The sequence below is a fragment of the Nocardia blacklockiae genome, assembly GCF_015477355.1.
In the GTDB taxonomy this organism is placed as follows: domain Bacteria; phylum Actinomycetota; class Actinomycetes; order Mycobacteriales; family Mycobacteriaceae; genus Nocardia; species Nocardia blacklockiae.
In genome coordinates this window covers 379,244-397,690 of the sequence record NZ_JADLRJ010000001.1, presented here as the reverse complement: position 1 = coordinate 397,690, position 18,447 = coordinate 379,244, and the positions used below count along the sequence as shown (strand labels likewise).

The 18,447-nt window shown below is 71.2% G+C and carries 17 protein-coding genes; 7 read left to right on the top strand and 10 right to left on the bottom strand.

What is annotated here, in order from left to right:
- Positions 1–68: 68 nt before the first annotated feature.
- From IU476_RS01790 to IU476_RS01780, 3 genes are all read left to right on the top strand, one after another.
- Positions 69–1,568 carry an aldehyde dehydrogenase family protein gene (locus IU476_RS01790; RefSeq protein WP_195095861.1) on the top strand — a complete coding sequence of 500 codons (1,500 nt, stop codon included), beginning with the start codon at positions 69–71 and terminating at the stop codon, positions 1,566–1,568.
- A 96-nt stretch (positions 1,569–1,664) separates the two neighbouring features.
- Positions 1,665–3,017 carry a lanosterol 14-alpha demethylase gene (gene cyp51 / locus IU476_RS01785; protein ID WP_195095860.1) on the top strand — a complete coding sequence of 451 codons (1,353 nt, stop codon included), beginning with the start codon at positions 1,665–1,667 and terminating at the stop codon, positions 3,015–3,017.
- Complete coding sequence (locus IU476_RS01780; RefSeq protein ID WP_195095859.1) at positions 3,014–3,853, top strand: SDR family oxidoreductase; 840 nt, start codon at positions 3,014–3,016, stop codon at positions 3,851–3,853. The genes cyp51 and IU476_RS01780 overlap by 4 nt, the downstream gene beginning before the upstream one ends.
- A gap of 67 nt (positions 3,854–3,920) precedes the next feature.
- On the opposite strand, the gene IU476_RS01775 is transcribed toward IU476_RS01780, so the two are convergent.
- The 7 genes from IU476_RS01775 to IU476_RS01745 form a co-directional block, all read right to left on the bottom strand.
- Positions 3,921–5,147 (bottom strand): cytochrome P450, encoded by a 1,227-nt coding sequence (locus IU476_RS01775; RefSeq protein WP_195095858.1) that lies wholly within the window; start codon positions 5,145–5,147, stop codon positions 3,921–3,923.
- The gene (locus IU476_RS01770) at positions 5,144–6,784 is read right to left on the bottom strand and encodes an acyl-CoA synthetase (RefSeq protein WP_195095857.1); all 1,641 of its coding nucleotides are present in this window, start codon (positions 6,782–6,784) and stop codon (positions 5,144–5,146) included. Before IU476_RS01770 ends, IU476_RS01775 begins: the two co-directional genes overlap by 4 nt.
- Positions 6,785–6,808: 24 nt before the next feature.
- Complete coding sequence (locus IU476_RS01765; RefSeq protein WP_195095856.1) at positions 6,809–8,050, bottom strand: hypothetical protein; 1,242 nt, start codon at positions 8,048–8,050, stop codon at positions 6,809–6,811.
- Complete coding sequence (locus tag IU476_RS01760) at positions 8,050–8,604, bottom strand: nuclear transport factor 2-like protein (RefSeq protein WP_195095855.1); 555 nt, start codon at positions 8,602–8,604, stop codon at positions 8,050–8,052. Before IU476_RS01760 ends, IU476_RS01765 begins: the two co-directional genes overlap by 1 nt.
- A gap of 3 nt (positions 8,605–8,607) precedes the next feature.
- Positions 8,608–8,826 carry a ferredoxin gene (locus tag IU476_RS01755; protein ID WP_195095853.1) on the bottom strand — a complete coding sequence of 73 codons (219 nt, stop codon included), beginning with the start codon at positions 8,824–8,826 and terminating at the stop codon, positions 8,608–8,610.
- The gene (locus IU476_RS01750; RefSeq protein ID WP_195095852.1) at positions 8,823–10,034 is read right to left on the bottom strand and encodes a cytochrome P450; all 1,212 of its coding nucleotides are present in this window, start codon (positions 10,032–10,034) and stop codon (positions 8,823–8,825) included. The genes IU476_RS01755 and IU476_RS01750 overlap by 4 nt, the downstream gene beginning before the upstream one ends.
- A 144-nt stretch (positions 10,035–10,178) precedes the next feature.
- The gene (locus IU476_RS01745) at positions 10,179–11,054 is read right to left on the bottom strand and encodes an SDR family NAD(P)-dependent oxidoreductase (protein ID WP_195095851.1); all 876 of its coding nucleotides are present in this window, start codon (positions 11,052–11,054) and stop codon (positions 10,179–10,181) included.
- Between the two features lie 89 nt (positions 11,055–11,143).
- On the opposite strand from IU476_RS01745, the gene IU476_RS01740 reads away from it, so the two are divergent.
- The 3 genes from IU476_RS01740 to IU476_RS01730 are packed head-to-tail and all read left to right on the top strand — an operon-like array spanning position 11,144 to position 14,264.
- Positions 11,144–12,610 carry an aldehyde dehydrogenase gene (locus IU476_RS01740; protein ID WP_195095850.1) on the top strand — a complete coding sequence of 489 codons (1,467 nt, stop codon included), beginning with the start codon at positions 11,144–11,146 and terminating at the stop codon, positions 12,608–12,610.
- 35 nt (positions 12,611–12,645) lie between these two features.
- Entirely contained in the window at positions 12,646–13,395 is a 750-nt protein-coding gene (locus IU476_RS01735) for an SDR family oxidoreductase (protein WP_195095849.1), read from the top strand.
- The gene (locus IU476_RS01730; RefSeq protein ID WP_195095848.1) at positions 13,392–14,264 is read left to right on the top strand and encodes an NAD(P)-dependent oxidoreductase; all 873 of its coding nucleotides are present in this window, start codon (positions 13,392–13,394) and stop codon (positions 14,262–14,264) included. Before IU476_RS01735 ends, IU476_RS01730 begins: the two co-directional genes overlap by 4 nt.
- 164 nt (positions 14,265–14,428) lie before the next feature.
- Here the strand turns inward: IU476_RS01730 and IU476_RS01725 are convergent, their stop codons facing one another.
- The 3 genes from IU476_RS01725 to IU476_RS01715 all read right to left on the bottom strand — a co-directional run bounded on the left by IU476_RS01725 (position 14,429) and on the right by IU476_RS01715 (position 17,452).
- Positions 14,429–14,845, bottom strand: coding sequence for a hypothetical protein (locus IU476_RS01725; RefSeq protein ID WP_195095847.1), 417 nt, complete (start codon positions 14,843–14,845; stop codon positions 14,429–14,431).
- A 117-nt stretch (positions 14,846–14,962) separates the two neighbouring features.
- Positions 14,963–15,763 carry an SDR family oxidoreductase gene (locus IU476_RS01720; protein WP_195095846.1) on the bottom strand — a complete coding sequence of 267 codons (801 nt, stop codon included), beginning with the start codon at positions 15,761–15,763 and terminating at the stop codon, positions 14,963–14,965.
- Between the two features lie 105 nt (positions 15,764–15,868).
- Positions 15,869–17,452: a GMC oxidoreductase gene (locus IU476_RS01715; protein WP_195095844.1), complete on the bottom strand. Its 1,584-nt coding sequence runs from the start codon at positions 17,450–17,452 to the stop codon at positions 15,869–15,871.
- 227 nt (positions 17,453–17,679) lie between these two features.
- Between IU476_RS01715 and IU476_RS36955 the strand changes: the two genes are divergently transcribed.
- A complete protein-coding gene (locus tag IU476_RS36955; RefSeq protein ID WP_324193819.1) occupies positions 17,680–18,345 on the top strand; it encodes a TetR/AcrR family transcriptional regulator in 666 nt (221 codons plus the stop codon).
- The last annotated feature ends 102 nt before the right edge of the window (positions 18,346–18,447 follow it).

The window sequence follows — 18,447 nt, the reverse complement described above, 5'->3', positions numbered from 1 at the left end:
AATTACGCGCACCCGGATCGAAACCACCTGCGTCGCCGCCGGTCGCGGCGCTGCGGCACTGTGGTGGGATGACCCTCGCCGACGAACCGCTGCTGCGCGCTCCCCATCTCTACCTCGACGGAGAGTGGGTGCGCGCGAGCGGCGGCGGCGCCCGGGAGATCCGCGACCCCGCCGACGGCCGGGTCGTCGCCGTCGTGGACGAGGCCGATCCCGGCGACGCCGCCCGCGCCGTCGCCGCGGCCCGCGCCGCCTTCGACGCGGGCCACTGGCCCGCCACCCCGGTCGCCGACCGCGCCGCGCTGCTGCTGCGCGTCGCGGATCTGCTCGACGACGCCCACCGCGACGAGATCGCCCGGATCGAGACCGTCGACACCGGAAAGACCCTGCGCGAGAGCCACATCGACATCGACGACGTCATCGCGGTGTTCCGGTACTACGCCCACCTGGTCGGCACGGACGCCGACCGCCTCGTCGACACCGGCGACCCGGCCGTGATCAGCCGCGTGGTGCACGAACCGGCGGGGGTGTGCGTGCTCATCGCCCCGTGGAACTACCCGCTGCTGCAGATGTCGTGGAAGATCGCGCCCGCCCTGGCGGCGGGCTGCACCGTGGTGGCCAAGCCGAGCGAGGTCACGCCGCTGAGCACGATCGCCCTGGTGCGACTCCTCGAACGCGCGGGAGTTCCGGCGGGCGTGGTGAATCTGGTGCCGGGCGGCGGCGCGACGGTCGGCGCGGCGCTCACCGCGAGCCCGGACGTCGACCTGATCTCCTTCACCGGCGGCGCCACCACCGGATCGCGCATCGCCCGCGCCGCCGCCGAGCACTTGACCCGCGTGGCCCTCGAACTCGGCGGCAAGAACCCGCACCTGGTCTTCGCCGACGCCGACCGCGACAGCGCTGTCGACGCGGTGCTGACCGGCGCGTTCCTGCACTCCGGGCAGGTGTGCTCGGCCGGCACCCGGCTGATCGTGCAGGACTCGGTGGCCGACGAGTTCGTCGCGGCCCTCGCCGAGCGCGCGGGCCGCATCCGGGTCGGTCCCGGCCTGGACGCCGCGAGCGAGACCGGGCCGCTGGTGTCGCCGGAGCATCGCGCGAAGGTGGAAGCCTATGTCGCGCTGGGCCTTTCCGAGGGAGCGACGCTGCGCGCGGGCGGCCGCCGCCCCGGCGACCCGCGGCTGGCGGACGGCAGCTTCTACCTGCCGACCGTCTTCGACCACTGCCACCGCGGGATGCGGATCGTGCGGGAGGAGACCTTCGGCCCGATCCTCACCGTGGAGCGGTTCGGCACCGAGCAGGAGGCGATCGCGCTCGGCAACGACACCGACTACGGCCTCGCGGCCGGAGTGCGCACCGGCGATCCGGCGCGCGGCGAGCGCGTGGTGCGGGCGCTGCGGCACGGCACGGTGTGGCTCAACGACTTCGGCGTCTACACCCCGGCCGCGGAATGGGGTGGATTCGGCCGCTCGGGCACCGGCCGCGAACTCGGGCCGGGCGGGCTCGCGGAGTACCGGGAGACCAAGCACATCTGGCACCACACCGCCCCGCGACCGGGGCACTGGTTCGCCTGACCGGGCCGCGTGTCTTGCCCGCCGCCGCTCGGCGTAGTACCGTCCAGACACATGTCCAGGTTACTGTCTGGATTTCCACACCGGGAGGATTGGACGATGACGTTGGTGAAGCCGCGGCAGGTCTCCGGGGGCGAGCACGAGCACGGGCATCTGGAGGAGTTCCGCACCGATCCGATCGCGCTGATGCACCGGGTCCGCGCGGAGTGCGGCGACGTCGGCTCGTTCCGCCTGGCCGACAAGGACGTGATCCTGCTGTCGGGCGCGGAGGCCAACGAGTTCTTCTTCCGCGCCGCCGACGAGGACCTCGACCAGGGCGCCGCCTACCCGTTCATGAAGCCGATCTTCGGCGAGGGCGTGGTGTTCGACGCCAGCCCCGAGCGGCGCAAGGAGATGCTGCACAACCAGGCGCTGCGCGGCGAGCACATGCGCGGGCACGCGGAAACCATTGCGCGCGAGGTGGATCTGATGCTGTCGCGGTTCGGCGACAGCGGCGAGATCGACCTGCTGGAGTTCTTCGCGGAGCTGACCATCTACACCTCCTCGGCGTGCCTGATCGGGGTGAAGTTCCGCAACGAGCTCGACGAGCGCTTCGCGCACCTGTACCACGAGCTGGAGCAGGGCACCGACGCGCTGTGCTACGTCGACCCCTACGCCCCCATCGACAGCTTCCGCCGCCGCGACGAGGCCCGCGCCGAACTGGTCGAGCTGGTGCAGACGATCATGAACGGCCGCGTCGCGAACCCGCCGCAGGGCAAGGACGACCGCGACATGCTCGACGTGCTGGTGTCGATCCGCGACGAGCAGGGCAACCCGCGCTTCTCGGCCAGCGAGATCACCGGCATCTTCATCTCGATGATGTTCGCCGGGCACCACACCACCTCGGGCACCGCGGCCTGGACGGTGATCGAACTGCTGCGCCACCCCGAGCGGCTCGCGCAGGTGGTGACCGAGCTGGACGAGCTCTACGCCGACGGCAAGGACGTCAGTTTCCATGCGCTGCGCCAGATTCCGCAGCTCGAGGCCGTGCTCAAGGAGGTGCTGCGGCTGCATCCGCCGCTGATCATCCTGATGCGGGTGGCGCGCGACGAGTTCGAGGTGTGCGGCCACCGCATCGAGCCGGGCGACCTCGTCGCGGCCACGCCCGCGGTGTCCAACCGGCTGCCCGAGGACTTCCCGGAACCGGACCGCTTCGACCCGGGCCGCTACCTCGATCCGAACCAGGAGGATCTGGTCAACCGCTGGACCTGGATCCCGTTCGGCGCGGGGCGGCACCGCTGCGTCGGCGCGGCCTTCGCGCTCATGCAGCTCAAGGCGATCTTCTCGATCCTGTTGCGGGACTGGGAGTTCGAGATGGCGCAGCCCTCGGACAGCTACCGCAACGACCACTCGAAGATGGTCGTGCAGCTCCAGCAGCCGTGCACGGTCCGCTACCGGCGGCGGGTGCGGTGAGTTCCCGCGCCGGCCTGGCGGGGCGGGTCGTCGCCGTCACCGGCGGCGCGCGCGGCATCGGCCGCGCGATCGCCGCCGAACTCGCCGGGGCGGGGGCGCGCGTGGTGATCGGCGACATCGATCCCGACGCCCTCGCCCGGGCGAAGAGCGAACTCGACGTGGCGGCCGCACTGCCCCTGGACGTCGCCGACCACGCGTCGTTCCGGGACTTCCTGGCGGGCGCGCGGGACGCGGCCGGTCCGCTGGACGTCCTGGTCAACAACGCGGGCATCATGCCGGTGGGCCGCTTCGCCGCCGAGGCGGACGCGATCACCCGGCGCATCCTCGACATCAACGTCTACGGCGTGCTGCTCGGCACCAAACTGGCACTGCCCGCGATGCTGGAGCGCGGGCGCGGCCACGTAGTCAACGTCGCGTCGCTGGCGGGCACCAACCCCACCCCGGGAATGGCGACCTACTGCGCGAGCAAGCAGGCCGTGCTCGGGTTCACCGACGTCATGCGCCTGGAACACCGCGGCACCGGGGTGCGCTTCTCGGCGGTGCTGCCGACCTTCACCCGCACGGAACTGATCGCGGGCACCCGCGCGCCCATGGGCCTGCTCGCCGACCCCGCCGATGTCGGACGCGCCGTGGCCCGCCTCGTGGTCCGGCCGCGCCGGCGGGTCACCGTCACCCGGACCGCCGGGGTGCTCGCGGCGTTCAACGGTCTCACCCCGCGCCCGGTCGGCGAGTTCGTCGCCCGCCGGCTCGGCGTGCACCGCATCTTCACCGACGAGATCGACCACGCCGCCCGCCGCGCCTACGACGACCGGCTCCAGACCCCGCCGAAAACCTGAGCGGCACAAGCGTTTCAGCGCGCGCACGGGCGGGGATCCACCGGATCCCCGCCCGTCGCCGTGCCGGTCAGTGGTAGGCGACCTGCCAGTGCTTGACGCCGTTGATCCAGCCGGACCGCAGCCGCACCGGGTCGGCCACCTGCCGCAGCCGCGGCATGGCGTCGGCGATGGCGTTGAACATCAGGTCGATCTCCAGCCGGGCCAGGTTGGCGCCCACGCAGAAGTGCGCGCCGGTGCCACCGAAACCCAAGTGCGGGTTGGGGTCCCGCAACACGTCGAAGGTGAACGGGTCGTCGAAGGCGGCCTCGTCGAAATTGGCCGAGCTGTAGAACAATCCGAGCCGCTCACCCGCCCGGATCCGCTGCCCGCCCAGCTCGACGTCCTGGGTCGCGGTGCGCTGGAACGCCGTGACCGGGGTCGCCCACCGCACGATCTCGTCCGGGGCGGTGCGCGGGCGCTGCTCGCGGTACAGCTCCCACTGTTCGGGATGGTCGACGAACGCCTTCATGCCGTGGGTGATGGCGTTGCGCGTGGTCTCGTTGCCCGCCACCGACAGCAGGATCACGAAGAAGCCGAATTCGTCGGAACCCAGTGCCTCCCCGTCGATGTCGGCGGTCACCAGCCGGCTGACGATGTCGTCGGCCGGCCGTGCGCGCCGCTGCTCGGCCATGTTCCAGGCGTAGCCGAGGATCTCGGTGGACGCCACGACCGGGTCGCCGTATTCCGGATCGTCGTAGTTGAGCATCTGGTTCGACCAGTCGAACAGCTTGTGCCGGTCGTCCTGCGGGACGCCCAGCAACTCGGCGATCGCCTGCAGGGGGAGTTCGCACGCCACCTGCTCGACGAAGTCACCGCTGCCGGACTCCTTGGCCGCGTGCACGATTCGCTCCGCGCGCTCGGTCAGCGCCGCCCGCAGGCTCTCCACCGCGCGCGGGGTGAACCCCTTGGAGATGATGCGGCGGATCTTGCTGTGCTTGGGCGGGTCCATGTTGACCAGCAGCGCGCTGGTGCCGGCCAGCTGCTCGGCGGTGGCGAAGCCGGGCAGCCGGATGATCGAGCCCTTCTGCTCGGAGGAGTACACGTCCGCGCGGCGCGAGATCTCCTTGATGTCCTCGTGCCGGCTCACCACCCAGTACCCGCCGTCCTCGAACGGCGCGGCCTGCGCGGGGGTCTGGGCGTTCCACCAGACCGGCGCGGTGCGCCGCAGTTCCGCGAATTCGGCTACGGGACTGCGGTTCTCCCACAGGGCGGGATCGGTGAAATCGAATCCGCTCGGTATCGACGGGGCTGTCACTGTTCCTCCTCGCGTCCGCGTCGTTGCGAAGCGCTCACGACGTGGTCCGGTGCCCGGGCCGCCGCGTAGGCCTCGGCCGCGCGGTAGTCGGGCTTTCCACTGGGTGTGCGGGTGACGACGTCGGTCACCCAGATCCGGCGCGGCAGTTTGTAACCGGCCAGGTGGGCCCGCACATGCTTTTCCAGCGCCGCGAAGTCGATCTCGGCGCGGTCCCGCGCGGCGACCACGGCGGCGACCTGGTTGCCCCAGCGCTCGTGCGGCACCCCGATCACCACCGCGTCGTAGATCGCCGCGTGCGCCTTGACGACGGCCTCCACCTCCTCGGCGAAGACCTTCTCGCCGCCGGTGTTGATCACCATGTTGCCGCGGCCGATCAGGGTGACCGAGCCGTCGTCCTCGACCCGCGCCCGGTCGTCGGTGACCACGACCCGCTCGCCGTCGACGGTGCGGAACAGCTTGTCCGTCTTGGCCGGATCCTTGTAGTACCCGATCGGCACGGACCCGGTCTTGGCCAGCCAGCCCTCGCCGCCCGCCGCCACCGGCCGCGCGTCGTCGTCGACCACCACCGCGCCGCGCCCGGTGCGCACCCGCGGCCCGCGGGCGGGATCGTCGTCCTTCTGGGCGAAACCCATTCCGCCGAAACCGGTTTCGGAAGAGCCGATGGAGTCCGACACCAGCGCCTGCGGAAACCGTTCCAGCAGTTCGTTCTTCACCGGCTGCGACAGCAGCGCCGCACCGGAGGCCACGACCAGCAGCGAGGACGTGTCGACCGGCGCGGCGCGCAGTGCGTCGAGCAGCGGCCGGGCCATGGCGTCGCCGGTCAGCACCAGCACCTGCGGGCGTTCGCGCGCCACCGTGCGCCACACCTCGTGCGCGTCGAACGCCGGCAGCAGGATCGTCGCGTTGCCCGACCACAGCGCGGTGAAGGTGGGCATCATCGCCGAGGCGTGGATCAGCGGCGGCAGCACCAGCCAGGTCATCGGCGGGTGCTGCGCGCCCACCCGGGACTGCTGGTATTCGTCGGCGACCGGTTCACCGGTGTAGAAGTCGATGCCGCCGCCGAGCACCCGCCACATGTCCTCCTGCCGCCACATGACGCCCTTGGGCAGGCCGGTGGTGCCGCCGGTGTACATCACGAACAGGTCGTCGGCGCTGCGCTCGATCGGCTCGCGGTCCGGCGGAAACCCTTGCAGCGCTTGCTCGTAGGGCACCGAACCGCTGTCCGCGCCGGAGCCCTGGTCGTCCTCCACGACCAGCGCGTGCCGCAGGCCCGGCACCTGCGGGCGCACCCGGTCGACCAGCGGCGCGTAACACCGGTGGTGGACCAGGATCTCCAGGTCGGCGTTGTCGTAGAGGTAGCGCAGTTCCTCCGCGCCGTAGCGGTAGTTGATGTTGATCGGCACCGCCCGCACCTTGAAGCAGGCGATCAGCGTCTCCATCGTCTCGATCGAGTTGTGCAGCTGGAACCCGACGTGCGTGCCGGGTCCCGCGCCGATCGAGGCGAGGTAGCGCGCCAGCCGGCCGGCCCGGGCGTCGAGCTCCGCGAAGGTGATCCGGCGGTCGCCCTGGATCAGCGCCACACGGTCGGGCATGGCGTCGACGGCGTGCTCGAACAGGTCGGCGAAATTGTTCGGCATGGGTGATTCGGCCCTCTCCCGGGGTTACACGACCGACAGCGGCAGCGGGATGCCGCGATCGGCGAAGGCGAAGTCGGCGCCGGTGCTGAAGCGGGTGATGGCGACCTCCGGCGCCTCCTTGAAAGGCGCTGCGGCGGTGGTGATCTCGACGGTCAGCGTGGCGTCGTCGGCGGCGCGCGGGCGCGCGGTGAAGCGCGGGTTCACCGCCCGGACCATGGCGTCGACCGGTTCGAGGTGCTCGGCGTCGAGCAGCGCCGGCCACGCGCCGTCGCGCACGCCGCCGCTGCCGCGGTCCAGCCGCAGCACCAGGCTCTCGCCGCCGGGCTCGAACTCGACACCGATGTAGGGCACCGGATTCCAGGCCGGGTGCAGCGCCAGCACCCGCGCCAGCGCCGCGAGGTCGGTGCCCAGGCCCAGGGCCTTGCGGATCCGCTCGGCGGTGAGCCCGGCGATGCCGGTGAACTGCTTGCGCCCGATCTCGCGGGCGCGCTCGTCCCCGCCGCGCTCGCGCACCGCGATCACGAAGCCCAGCGTCAGCAGGTGCTGTTGCAGGCACACCTCGTCGGCCATGCGCACCAGCGCCGACCGGGAGAAGTCCGCGAACCGGATGTCGCTGAGCAGCGGGCCCGAATAGTCCGCTCGCCCAGGATCTTCCGGGTCGATCGGGTCGAGCTCCACCAGCGCCGCGGACGAGTTCTCCACCAGGGCGGCGTGTGCGGGCACCGCGGGCGGCTCGTGCGCGGGGTCGATGGCCACCGTCCACGCGCACACCGGCACCCGGTCCGCGGGCCGCCGCGGCGGCCGGTGGATCGGGCGCACCTGCGCGTGCGGATTGGTCGCCAGCGCGGTCGCGTCGAAGGTGGGGTCCTCGATGGTGTGGCACATCGCGACGACGTAGTCCTCGCCCATCGGCTCCACGTCGGCGAGCGCACCGCAGTGGTCCAGCCAGAACTCGCCGTGATGCGCGTCGTCGATGCGGAACCGGAAGTCCATGAACTGCGGCGGCGCGCCGATGTCGAGTTGCAGGCCCTTGAAGATCGTCTCCACGCCGTCGCCGGGAATCCGCAGCGCCGCCCGCATCCGCCGGGTGTAGACCGGGCTGGCCAGCTGCCACTCCTCGATGGCGATCTCCGCCATCCCGTCGCGCCCGAAGGCGGCGATCGAATGCGCCATGCCCGAGCGGTCGATCAGGTGCCCGCACAGCAGCAGCTCGGGCACCAGCACCGCGAGCTGCTCGCGGGTCAGGTCGGCGTAGCGGCTCGACATCAGTTGTCCCACAGCGGCGCCGGGGCCGTCCCGATCCGATACCACCCGGGCAGCGGCCCGGCCGCCGACCGCTCGATGCGCTTCTGCATGCCCGGCGACAGCGCGTTGGCGGTGATCATCTCCAGGAACAGCGCGGAGACGTTGCCGAAGTCGAAGAAGTCGCGCTGCCACGACCACTGGAAGTCGCCGCCGTAGCGGAACCAGCTGCCGCCGATGCCCTCCGGGCTGTAGGGCCGGCCGTCGTCGCGGGACTTCTCGTTGATCTGCTTCCAGAAGCCGATCACCGTGCCGGAGCGGTCGTCGATCACGAACTCCTGGTACGGGTAGGTCCAGCCTTCCAGGCCGTCCATCTCCTGACCCAGCGCCAGGTCGCGGATCTCCGCGCGCCCGACCGCCATGAACTCCTGGGTGGGGCCGTAGTTCCAGCCGTAGGTGGCGTCCTCGGTGTACATCTCGGCGAGCGGGCGCCAGTCCCCCAGCTCCTCACAGCGCTGGTTCTCCGCCACCCAGCGGCGCACCATCTCGTCGAGTTCGTCGCGTGCGAATCCGGTCATGAGTCATCCTTCGTCTTCCGGGGTGCGGTCGTCCTCGACGACCGACAGCGCTTGGGTGGGGCAGTAGCGCACCGCGTTCTCGACCTCGGCGCGGTCACGGTCGGTCGGCGGGTGCCGCAGCTGCGCCTTGCCGTGCTTGGGCACGGTGAAGATCTCCGGCGCCTCGGCCTGGCACACGGCGTGGCCCTGGCACAGGTCGAGATCCACCTCGATCCGGGTCATGACGAAACCTCCACGGTCACCGGCAGTTTCGCGAAGCCGCGCACGTTGGTGGAGTGCACGCGCTCGCTGCCTTCCGCGTCGACGCGGTAGTCGCGCACGCGGTCGGCGAAGGCGCGCAACGCGATCGTGGCCTCCAGCCGGGCCAGATGCGCGCCCAGGCAGAAGTGCACCCCGCTGCCGAAGCTCACCAGCCCGCCCTTGTCGGGGCGTTCGATGTCGTAGCGGTCGCCGTCGCCGAACACGGCGGCGTCGCGATTGGCCGAGCCGATCAGCAGCAGCACCTTCGATCCGGCCGGGACCACCCCGTGCTCGTAGTCGAGGTCGACCGCCGCCGAGCGCGCCACCATCTGGCTCGAGGTGTCGTAGCGCAGCGTCTCCTCCACCCAGGCGCCGACCAGGTCGCGGTCGGCGCGCACCTTCGCGTACTGCTCGGGGCAGCGGCCCGCCCAGTACAGCGCGTTGCCGAGCAGTTTGGTCGTGGTCTCGTTGCCGGCCACCACCATCAGGAACATGAAGCCGATGATCTCGTCGTCGGTGAGCTTGTCCCCGTCGATCTCGGCGTCCACCAGCGCCGAGGTGAGATCCCCGGTGCGGGCGCGGCGGCGCTCGGCGACCATGTCGGCGTAGTAGCCGACCAGCGTCAGCGAGGCGTCGATGGCGGCGGCGGGGACGTCGAGCACCCCGTCCTCCCGGTGCACCACCAGGTCCGCGAGCCGACGGATCTCCGCGCGGTCGGTCTCGGGAACGCCCATCAGCTCGGAGATGACGTCCATCGGCAGCTTGCCCGCCACCTCCTCGATCCAGTCGAAGCGCTCCCGCGCCAGCGCCGGTTCCAGGTACTGCCGGGTCAATTCCTCGATGCGGCCGGTCATCTCGGTGACCCGGCGCGGGGTGAAGCCCTTGAACACCAGCTGGCGCATGCGCAGATGGCGCGGATCGTCCATCGCCAGGAACGACATCGTCTTGTGCGCGTGCGGACCCCACGCCGCCGGGTCCAGCGAGACGCCGTTCGCGCTGGACAGCCGGGTGCTGTCGCGGAACGCGGCGATCACGTCGGCGTGCCGCGACAGCGCCCAGAAACCCAGCTCCGGATTGTGGTACAGCGGGGCCTCGGTGCGCAGCCGCCGATAGACCGGGTACGGGTCCTCGTGGAAGCCGTAGTCGTACGGGTCGAAGACCAGCGGGTGCACCGACGACGCCGCCGTCATCGGGACCGCTCCGGTAATGGGAACGGGTTCACATCGCAATTCATCGGCACCTCTCAGCGAGACACAAGGCCGGACACCTGTCTGGAAAATACCACTGGACCGATGTCTCGACAACGGTGCTTTCGGAGTCGAAGCCGCCCGGACTCAGCGGCCCACCATCCGGGCGAGGTCGTCGACGGTCCACGGCGGCTGGTCGGCGTGGTCGCGGTAGCCCAGCGGCGTCGCCACCGGCCGCTCGAATCGGCCCACGAAACCGCCTGCGGCGATGAGGATCGCGCCGCTCACCTCGCGCGCCGCGTCCGACGCCAGATACAGGTACAGCGCCGCGGCGTACTCCGGGGGCGGCGCGTCGAGCGAGGCGCGCGCGGTGGCCTCGTCGAGCAGGCCGCGCCGGTGCAGGTCGCGGATGTGCGCCTCGAAGTCCGCCCCGGTCGACAAGCGGGTCTTCGCGCCCGGGCACACGACGTTCGCCCGCACGCCGTACTCCTTCAGATCGGCCGCGACGGCCAGGGTCAGGCTCGCCACCGCGCCCTTCCCGGCCGGATAACCGGTGCCGCCGTAGTCGCCGAGGTAGGCGAACGACCCGGTATTGACGATCGACCCCGATCCCCGCGCTGCCATCCGCGGCGCGGCGGCGCGGCAGGTGTTGAAGACCGTCGCCAGGTGCGCGTCCAGCAGTTCGCGCCAATCCCCTTGGCGCACATCGAGAATCGAGGAGCGCGGCGGCTCGGGCACGGCGGCGCAGTTCACCAGGACGTCGATCGCACCGTACTCCGCGACACACGTCTCGACGAGGCGTTCGGCGACGCTCTCGTCGGCCGCCGACCCCGCCAGCGGCACCGCTCGGCCGCCGGCCGCCCGGATCGCCGCGGCGGCCCGGTCGACGGCCGGCGCGGTGCGGGAGTTGACCACCACGCCCGCGCCGTGCGCCGCCAGCGTCTCGGCCACCGCCCGGCCGATCCCGCTGCCGCCGCCGACCACCACCGCGCCGGTTCCCGCCAGTAGCCGTTCGTCGCCCATGCTCGCTCCTCCCGCAACGCGTTCTTGTACCGCAACAGGTTATCGAACTATAGTCCGTACAGGTGTCCAGACAGATCTCGGAGAATTGCATGAGCAAACTGTTGCCCAGCGCGGAAGGCTCGCTGCTGTTGGTCGGGGGCAAACTGGTGCCGGGCGGCGCCGGGGTGTTCGCGACGCGGAATCCGGCGTCCGGGGAGGTGTTGGGGCAGGCCGCCAACGGCGACGCCGGCGATATGGACGCGGCGATAGCGGCGGCGCGGTCGGCGTTCGACGACACCGACTGGTCGCGCGACCACGCGTTCCGGGCGGCGTGCCTGCGCCAGCTGCGGGATGCCTTGCGCGAGCACATCGAAGAGCTGCGCGAGCTGACCATCGCCGAGGTGGGCGCGCCGCGCATGCTGACCAGCGGCCCGCAGCTGGAGGGCCCGATCGGCGATCTCGGCTACTTCGCCGACCTCGCCGAGAATTACTCGTGGGAAACCGATCTCGGCGTCGCGTCGCCGATGGGCATCAAGTCCGGCCGGACGCTGCGGCGCGAGGCGGTGGGCGTGGTCGGCGCGATCACGCCGTGGAACTTCCCGCACCAGATCAATTTCGCCAAGCTCGGCCCGGCGCTGGCCGCGGGCGCGACGGTGGTCCTGAAGCCCGCGCCCGACACCCCGTGGTGCGCGGCGCTGGTCGGGAAGGTGATCGCCGAGCAGACCGACATCCCCGCCGGGGTGGTGAACATCGTGACCTCCGACGACCACGCCCTGGGCGCGCAGCTCGCGGGCGACCCGCGCGTGGACATGGTGTCGTTCACCGGCTCGACCGCCACCGGCAAGGCCGTGATGGCGACGGCGGCAACGACTTTGAAGAAGGTGTTCCTCGAGCTGGGCGGCAAGTCGGCGTTCATCGTGCTCGACGACGCCGACATCGCGGCCGCGTCGAGCTACGCCGGGTTCTCGGTCTGCGTGCACGCCGGTCAGGGCTGCGCGCTCACCACCCGGCTGCTGGTCCCCCGCGCCTCCTACGACGACGCGGTGCGCGCCGCCGCCAAGGCCATGGCGGGGATCGAGCCGGGCGACCCCACCGAGAGCGGCACCGTGTGCGGGCCCCTGATCTCCGAGCGGCAGCGCGACCGCGTGGAGCGCTACCTCGAGATCGCCCGCGCCGAGGGCGGCACCGTCGTGACCGGCGGCGGGCGGCCCGACCGTCCGGGGTGGTTCGTCGAGCCCACCCTGATCAGCGGCTTGCCCAACACCGCCACCGCCGCGCAGGAGGAGATCTTCGGCCCGGTGCTGGTGGTCGTCCCGCACGACGGCGACGACGACGCCATCCGGCTCGCCAACGAATCTCCCTACGGGCTCTCGGGCGCGGTGTGGGGCACCGACCCGCAGCGCCTCGAACACGTCGTGCGCGGCGTGCGCACCGGCACCCTCGGCGTGAACGGCGGCATCTGGTACGCCGCCGACGCACCGTTCGGCGGGTACAAGCAGTCCGGCATCGGCCGGGAGCTGGGCGTCGCCGGATTCGAGGAGTACACCGAGACCAAGCTCGTCGCCACCGCCGTATAGGCACCCGAACCCACTGCCGCAGAAAGGCTTTCACCATGGCTCGTTTCACCGGACGATCCGCGATCGTCACCGGCGCCGCCCAGGGCATCGGCGCCGCCTACGCCCAGGCGCTGGCCGCCGAGGGCGCCCGCGTCGTCGTCGCCGACCGCAATGCCGAGAAGGGCGAGGCGGTCGCCAAGCAGATCACCGCCGACGGCGGCACCGCCGTCTTCCACACCGTCGACGTCGCCGATCCCGAATCCGCCACGGCCCTGGCCGAATTCACCGTCGAGCGGTTCGGCGGCATCGACCACCTGGTCAACAATGCCGCCATCTACGGCGACATGAAACTCGACCTGCTGCTGACCGTCCCGTGGGACTACTACAAGAAGTTCATGAGCGTGAACCTCGACGGCGCGCTGAACGTCACCCGCGCGGTATGGAAGCCGATGTCGAAGAACGGCGGCGGCTCCATCGTGAACCAGTCCTCCACCGCCGCCTGGCTCTACTCCGGCTTCTACGGCCTGGCGAAGGTCGGCATCAACGGGCTGACCCAGCAGCTGGCCACCGAACTCGGCGGCTCCAAGATCCGGGTGAACGCCATCGCTCCCGGCCCGATCGACACCGAGGCCACCAAGACCGTCACCCCGGGCACCATCGTCGAGGACATGGTGCAGCGACTGCCGTTGAAGCGCATGGGAACTCCGGGCGACCTGGTGGGCGCGTGCCTGTACCTGCTGTCCGACGAGGCGAGCTGGGTGACCGGGCACATCCTCAATGTCGACGGCGGGCAGATCATCCGATGACCGCCGCCACGGTCGGGTTCATCGGCCTCGGCAACATGGGTGCGCCCATGGCCGAGCGCCTGCTGTCGTGGCCGGGCGGGCTCGTCGTCTGCGACACCCGCGCGGAGGCCTTGGAGCCGTTCGTCTCCGGCGGGGCCGAGGCCGCGTCGTCGGCGGCGAAGCTGGCCGAGCGCGCCACGGTGATCTCCATCGTCGTCGTGGACGACGCGCAGGTGCGGTCGGTGGTTGCGGGGCCGCAGGGCATTCTGGGCACGGCCGAGCCCGGCACCGTCGTCGCGGTGCACTCCACCATCAGCGACCGGACCGCGGTCGAGCTGGCGGCCGAATGTGCCGAGCACGGCGTCGAATTCGTCGACGCGCCCATCAGCGGCGGCGCGGCGGGCGCGAAGAAGGGCGATCTCGCGGTGATGGTCGGCGGCAGCGAGGCGGCCTTCGCGAAGGTGCGGGAACCGTTCGGCAGCTTCGGCGGGCTGGTGGTGCACGCGGGCGAGGTGGGTGCGGGCACCCGCATGAAGCTCGCCCGCAACCTGCTGCACTTCGTGTCCTTCACCGCGGCCGCGGAGGCCCAGCGGCTCGCCGAGACCGCCGGCCTCGACATCACCGCGCTGGGCAAGGTGGTCCGCCACTCCGACGCCATCACCGGCGGAGCCGGCGCGATCATGTTGCGCGACACCACGGCTCCCGTGGCGGCCGACGACTTCTGGCACCCGATCCTCGGCCATGTCCGGGACCTCGGCGAGAAGGACCTCGCCCTGGCCCTCGACCTCGGCGCGCGCCTGGGCGTCGACCTCCCGCTGGCCCGGCTCGCCCTGCACGGCCTCGGACCGGGGCTGGGCGTCGGCGAAGGCGACACCGCGCGCGATCACTGAACGGACCCACACCCCGTCGCGCAATATCGTTGTGCCGGAAGCCCTTCCGGTGCGGTGGGTCACCGCGCGACGGGGTATTCGCCGTCCGAGAATTGGGGCGTCCGGGGTTCGGCCGCATGGAGGTACCAGCCGTCTGGAGTATCGGCCGTCCGAGGCATCGCCCGTCAGAACAGCGCGAGTAGCACCAGTACGATCACCAGGCTGCTGACCAGTCCCGCCGCCACCTCCACGGCGAGATACCGTCCCGAGTAGGTGCCTTGCGTCCACAGCGCCCAGACCGGCGCGCACACCCGCAACGCCGCGAACAGCGTGGCCAGGGCCAGCGCCCCGACCAGCGAATTCCACGGCAGCAACGGATGCAGCCAGGCATACCCGACGGTGATCACGTACACCTCGAGCTGATCCCCCAGCAGCCGCGCCCCCAAACCGCGCGAACCACCCCGCCCCGCCCCCGCAGCACCCGTCTTGCCCTGGGCGGCATGCACTCTCGCCACCCAGGGGTTCCCGTACAACACCGCCATGGCCACGGTATTGACCACACCCGCGACCAACCCCCAGCCCACTATCTCCAAGCCCAGCATGCCCGGATTCTCGACACTCCTCCGCCAATTCCCAGCCCTGGCGACGATTGCCGCCGAGGCCGGGACACCGAGTCACGCACCCGGGGCGTTGCCGTCCGGACCAGGACGGGACGAAAATTATTCTCCCGCGGCGGTTTCCGGGAGTTCGCGCAGCGGGGCCTCCGGCTGCACCTCGACCGTGACCAGATGCGCCCCGCGCGGGGTGCCGACCACGGCCACGACGGCGGCGGCCATGTCGGAGGCGCGCAGCAGGTAGGGGTGCCGGGCGAAGCCCCACTTCACCCAGTCCTCGATCAGCGGGCCGACGACCTCGGCCGGCGCGTCGCCGCCCATACCGGTCTTGGTGGGGCCGGGGCGCACCAGCGAGGCGCGAATTCCCGTGCCCTCCAACTCCATTCGCAGCTGTTCGGTCAGCGCCTCCAGGCCCGCCTTGGACGCGCTGTAGGCGCCCGTGCGAGGCCGCGGGTCGGGAGCGCAGTCCGAGCCGATGATCACGAAATCGCCGCGGCGGCGCTCGATCATGCCGGGCAGCACGCGGTGCGCAAGCCGCTGCGGCCCGATCAGATGCACACCCACCTGCGCGGCGAACCGCTCCGGATCCATCTCGTGGATCAGCGAGAACTCCAGGTCGCCCGCGCCGGACACCACGATCTCGGTGGCCCCGTGCGCCGCCTCGGCCGCGGTCACGAACTCGTCGACCGACGCGCCGTCGGTGACGTCGAGGCGGTGGGCGAGCGCCTCGCCGCCGTCCGCGCGGATCTTCTCGGCCAGTTCCTCGCACTGGTCGACGCGGCGCGCGCCCAGCGCGACCGGGTGACCCAGCGCGGCCAGCGCGACGGCGGTGGCCGCGCCGATGCCCGAGGACGCTCCGGCGATCAGCACGGGACGGCGAACGGGATGCGGCTCGAAACGTGGCATGGCTTGCCCTTCTACTCCATGGACGGCAGGCCCGGCGCAGGGCTGGAACACATGGCCGGACACCTGTCCGAACAGTAGCATGGGCCCGTGGCGGGCGACAACGGATCAGATGACCGTGCCGACGTCCCGCGCGACCAGATTGTCCAGTGCCCGTTCGGCGAGGGCCGCGATGGTCATCGACGGATTGCACGCCGCGCAGTTCCCCGGCATCAGCGCGCCGTCGAGCACGTAGAGCCCGCGCTGCCCCAGCACGCGGCCGTCGAGATCGCACACCGAGCCCATGCTCGCCCCGCCCAGCGGATGCCAGGTCGAGGGGAATATCGCGTTGGTGTCGGTGAGCACGCTCGCTGAGCCGGCGATCCGTTCCACGGTCGGCCCGATGGTGCCGTTCTGCGCGATCTCGTCACCCGCCGCAGGCCAGTACAGGCGGGCCTCGTCGGTGGCCGAGTCGTAGCGGAACCGCCCCCGCGCGGCGCTGACGCCGTAGCCCACGAGCATGGTGCTGTGCGCGTCGACCTGCAGCGGCGGGATCGATGCCTGGATCACCGTGCTGGCCGTCGCGGGATCGCTCCAGTTCAGACTGCCGTAGACGACCGGACCGCCCTGCGCCGCACCGACAGTGTCCTCGAAGCAGGTCCAGGCGTAGATGCGGTCGGCGTTGGTGCCCCAGCCGCCGCCGAGCTCGTCGGGCAGGTCGGGGATCTGCCCCTTGCCCCCGGCCCGCACCAGGAGCCGGGTGGTGTTCAGGCTGCCGGCCGACAGCACCAGCGTGTCGGTGGTGAGAATCTTGTTCTCCAGCAGGGCACCGGAGGTGTCGGTCCGATCCACGTACACCGTCCACCGGCCGTCCTTGGCGCGCTCGATGTCGGTGACCCGGTGCAGCGGCTCCACCGTCACCCGGCCGGTGGCCTCGGCGGCGGCGAGGTAGGTGACGTCGACCGAGTGCTTGCCGCCGTTGTTCACGCCCATCGCGCCGTCGCCGTTGGTGTAGGACGGCTTCATCCGGCCGCGCAGTTCGTCGAGCGCGTAGTTCCAGTCGATGGGCATGGGGATCTTCGACAGCGGCAGCCCGGCCCGCCGCACGTGCTCGGCGAAGACCCGCGCGGCCCGGTAGTTCGGGTGGGCGATCAGCTCGTCGGGCGCCTCGGCCAGTCGCAGCATCCGCGCCACCCGCGGGTAGTGCACCCGGTCCAGCGTCGCCCAGTCCAGCTCCTCGGGGAAGTGCGTATCGAACACCTCCCGCGACGGTTGCAGCGACATCCCTTGATACACCAGCGATCCGCCGCCGACGCCGGCCGCGCACAGCGCCGTCATGTTCTCCCCCGCCACGGCCTCCACCAGCCCGGCGTACGGCTCGAACGCCACCGGCACGCCGAACAGCTGCGGCGCGGACCCGTACCAGAGGATGCGCTTGTCCGGGGCCGTCGCGTGCGGGAACGTCTCCGCGTTCGGCCCGGTGGGCCAGCGCTTCCCGCGCTCGAGCACCAGCACCGGGACACCGGCCTCGGCCAGGCGCAGCGCGGTGACGCCGCCACCGAAGCCGGAGCCGATCACGATCACCCGGTGGTCCTCGCGCACCGCGCGGATTCTCGCCGGGCGGGGATCGGCGCGCGCGAAGCCGGGGCTCGCCGCCGCCGCTCCCGCCGCGAGGGATCCGGCGAGGAACGAACGGCGAGTGAATGCGGACACGACTGACCTCCAGAACACAGACGGAAACGCCCCGCGGGAGTGCCGCCGGCACGCCGCGCGCACGCGCGGTCGCGGCCGGCGACCCGGGAACGCGCCGGCAGGTGCTGCGCTCGAAAATGCTGTTCCCAGGGCGGGATTCGCAATCTAGACACTCCGGCCCGAAACTGTCAAGGATTGCGGCGGACCCGGTAATCCGGTTATCGGAATAACTACGTTACTGTTGTCGCGTGGACAGGACGGGCAATCAGGAAGCGGCCGCGAAGATCGTCGACACCGTGCTCGACCTGCTCGAATCCGACGGCTACGACGCGGTCCAGCTGCGCGAGGTCGCCCGCCGGGCGCGGGTCTCGCTGACCACGGTCTACAAGCTGTACCCGACCCGCGACGACCTGATCCTGGCCGCCGTCGAACAGTGGCTGGCCACCAACACCTACGTCACGCTGCCGCCGGCGCCCGCGGGCGAGTCCCTGCGCGACGGCATCGTGCGCCTGCTCCGCTATGTGTTCGAGCCCTGGGAGCACCACCCGCGCATGCTCGAGGCCTACTTCCAGGCCCGCTCGGGACCGCGCGGAAACCGGCTCGACGCACAGGGTTTCGACGCCATCCTGCCCGCCGCCAGCGCCCTGCTCGAGGACCTCGACCCCGACTACGTGGCCGATATCGGCATGGTGCTGACGAATATGACCTACGCCCTGATCGGCCGGTTCGCCGCGGGCTCGCTGGAGATCACCGAGATCCTGCCGGCCCTCGAGCGCATCGTCTACCGCCTCACCACCAACAACGAACCGCTCGCCGCCCGCAGCCGGCACGCGGCACCCGGCGAGGCGCCGACGCTGGTGCTGCGGCCGTCGTTCATCTCGCCCTACGACCCGGGACCCGGCAACAGCGGGTAGCGCTGTGAGGATTCACAATCCGGATTGGACGGTAACCATGTTACTGTCCATTTCGCCGCGCTCCGGCCCGGCGCTTCCGTGATTCGTACAGCGAAAGAAGAC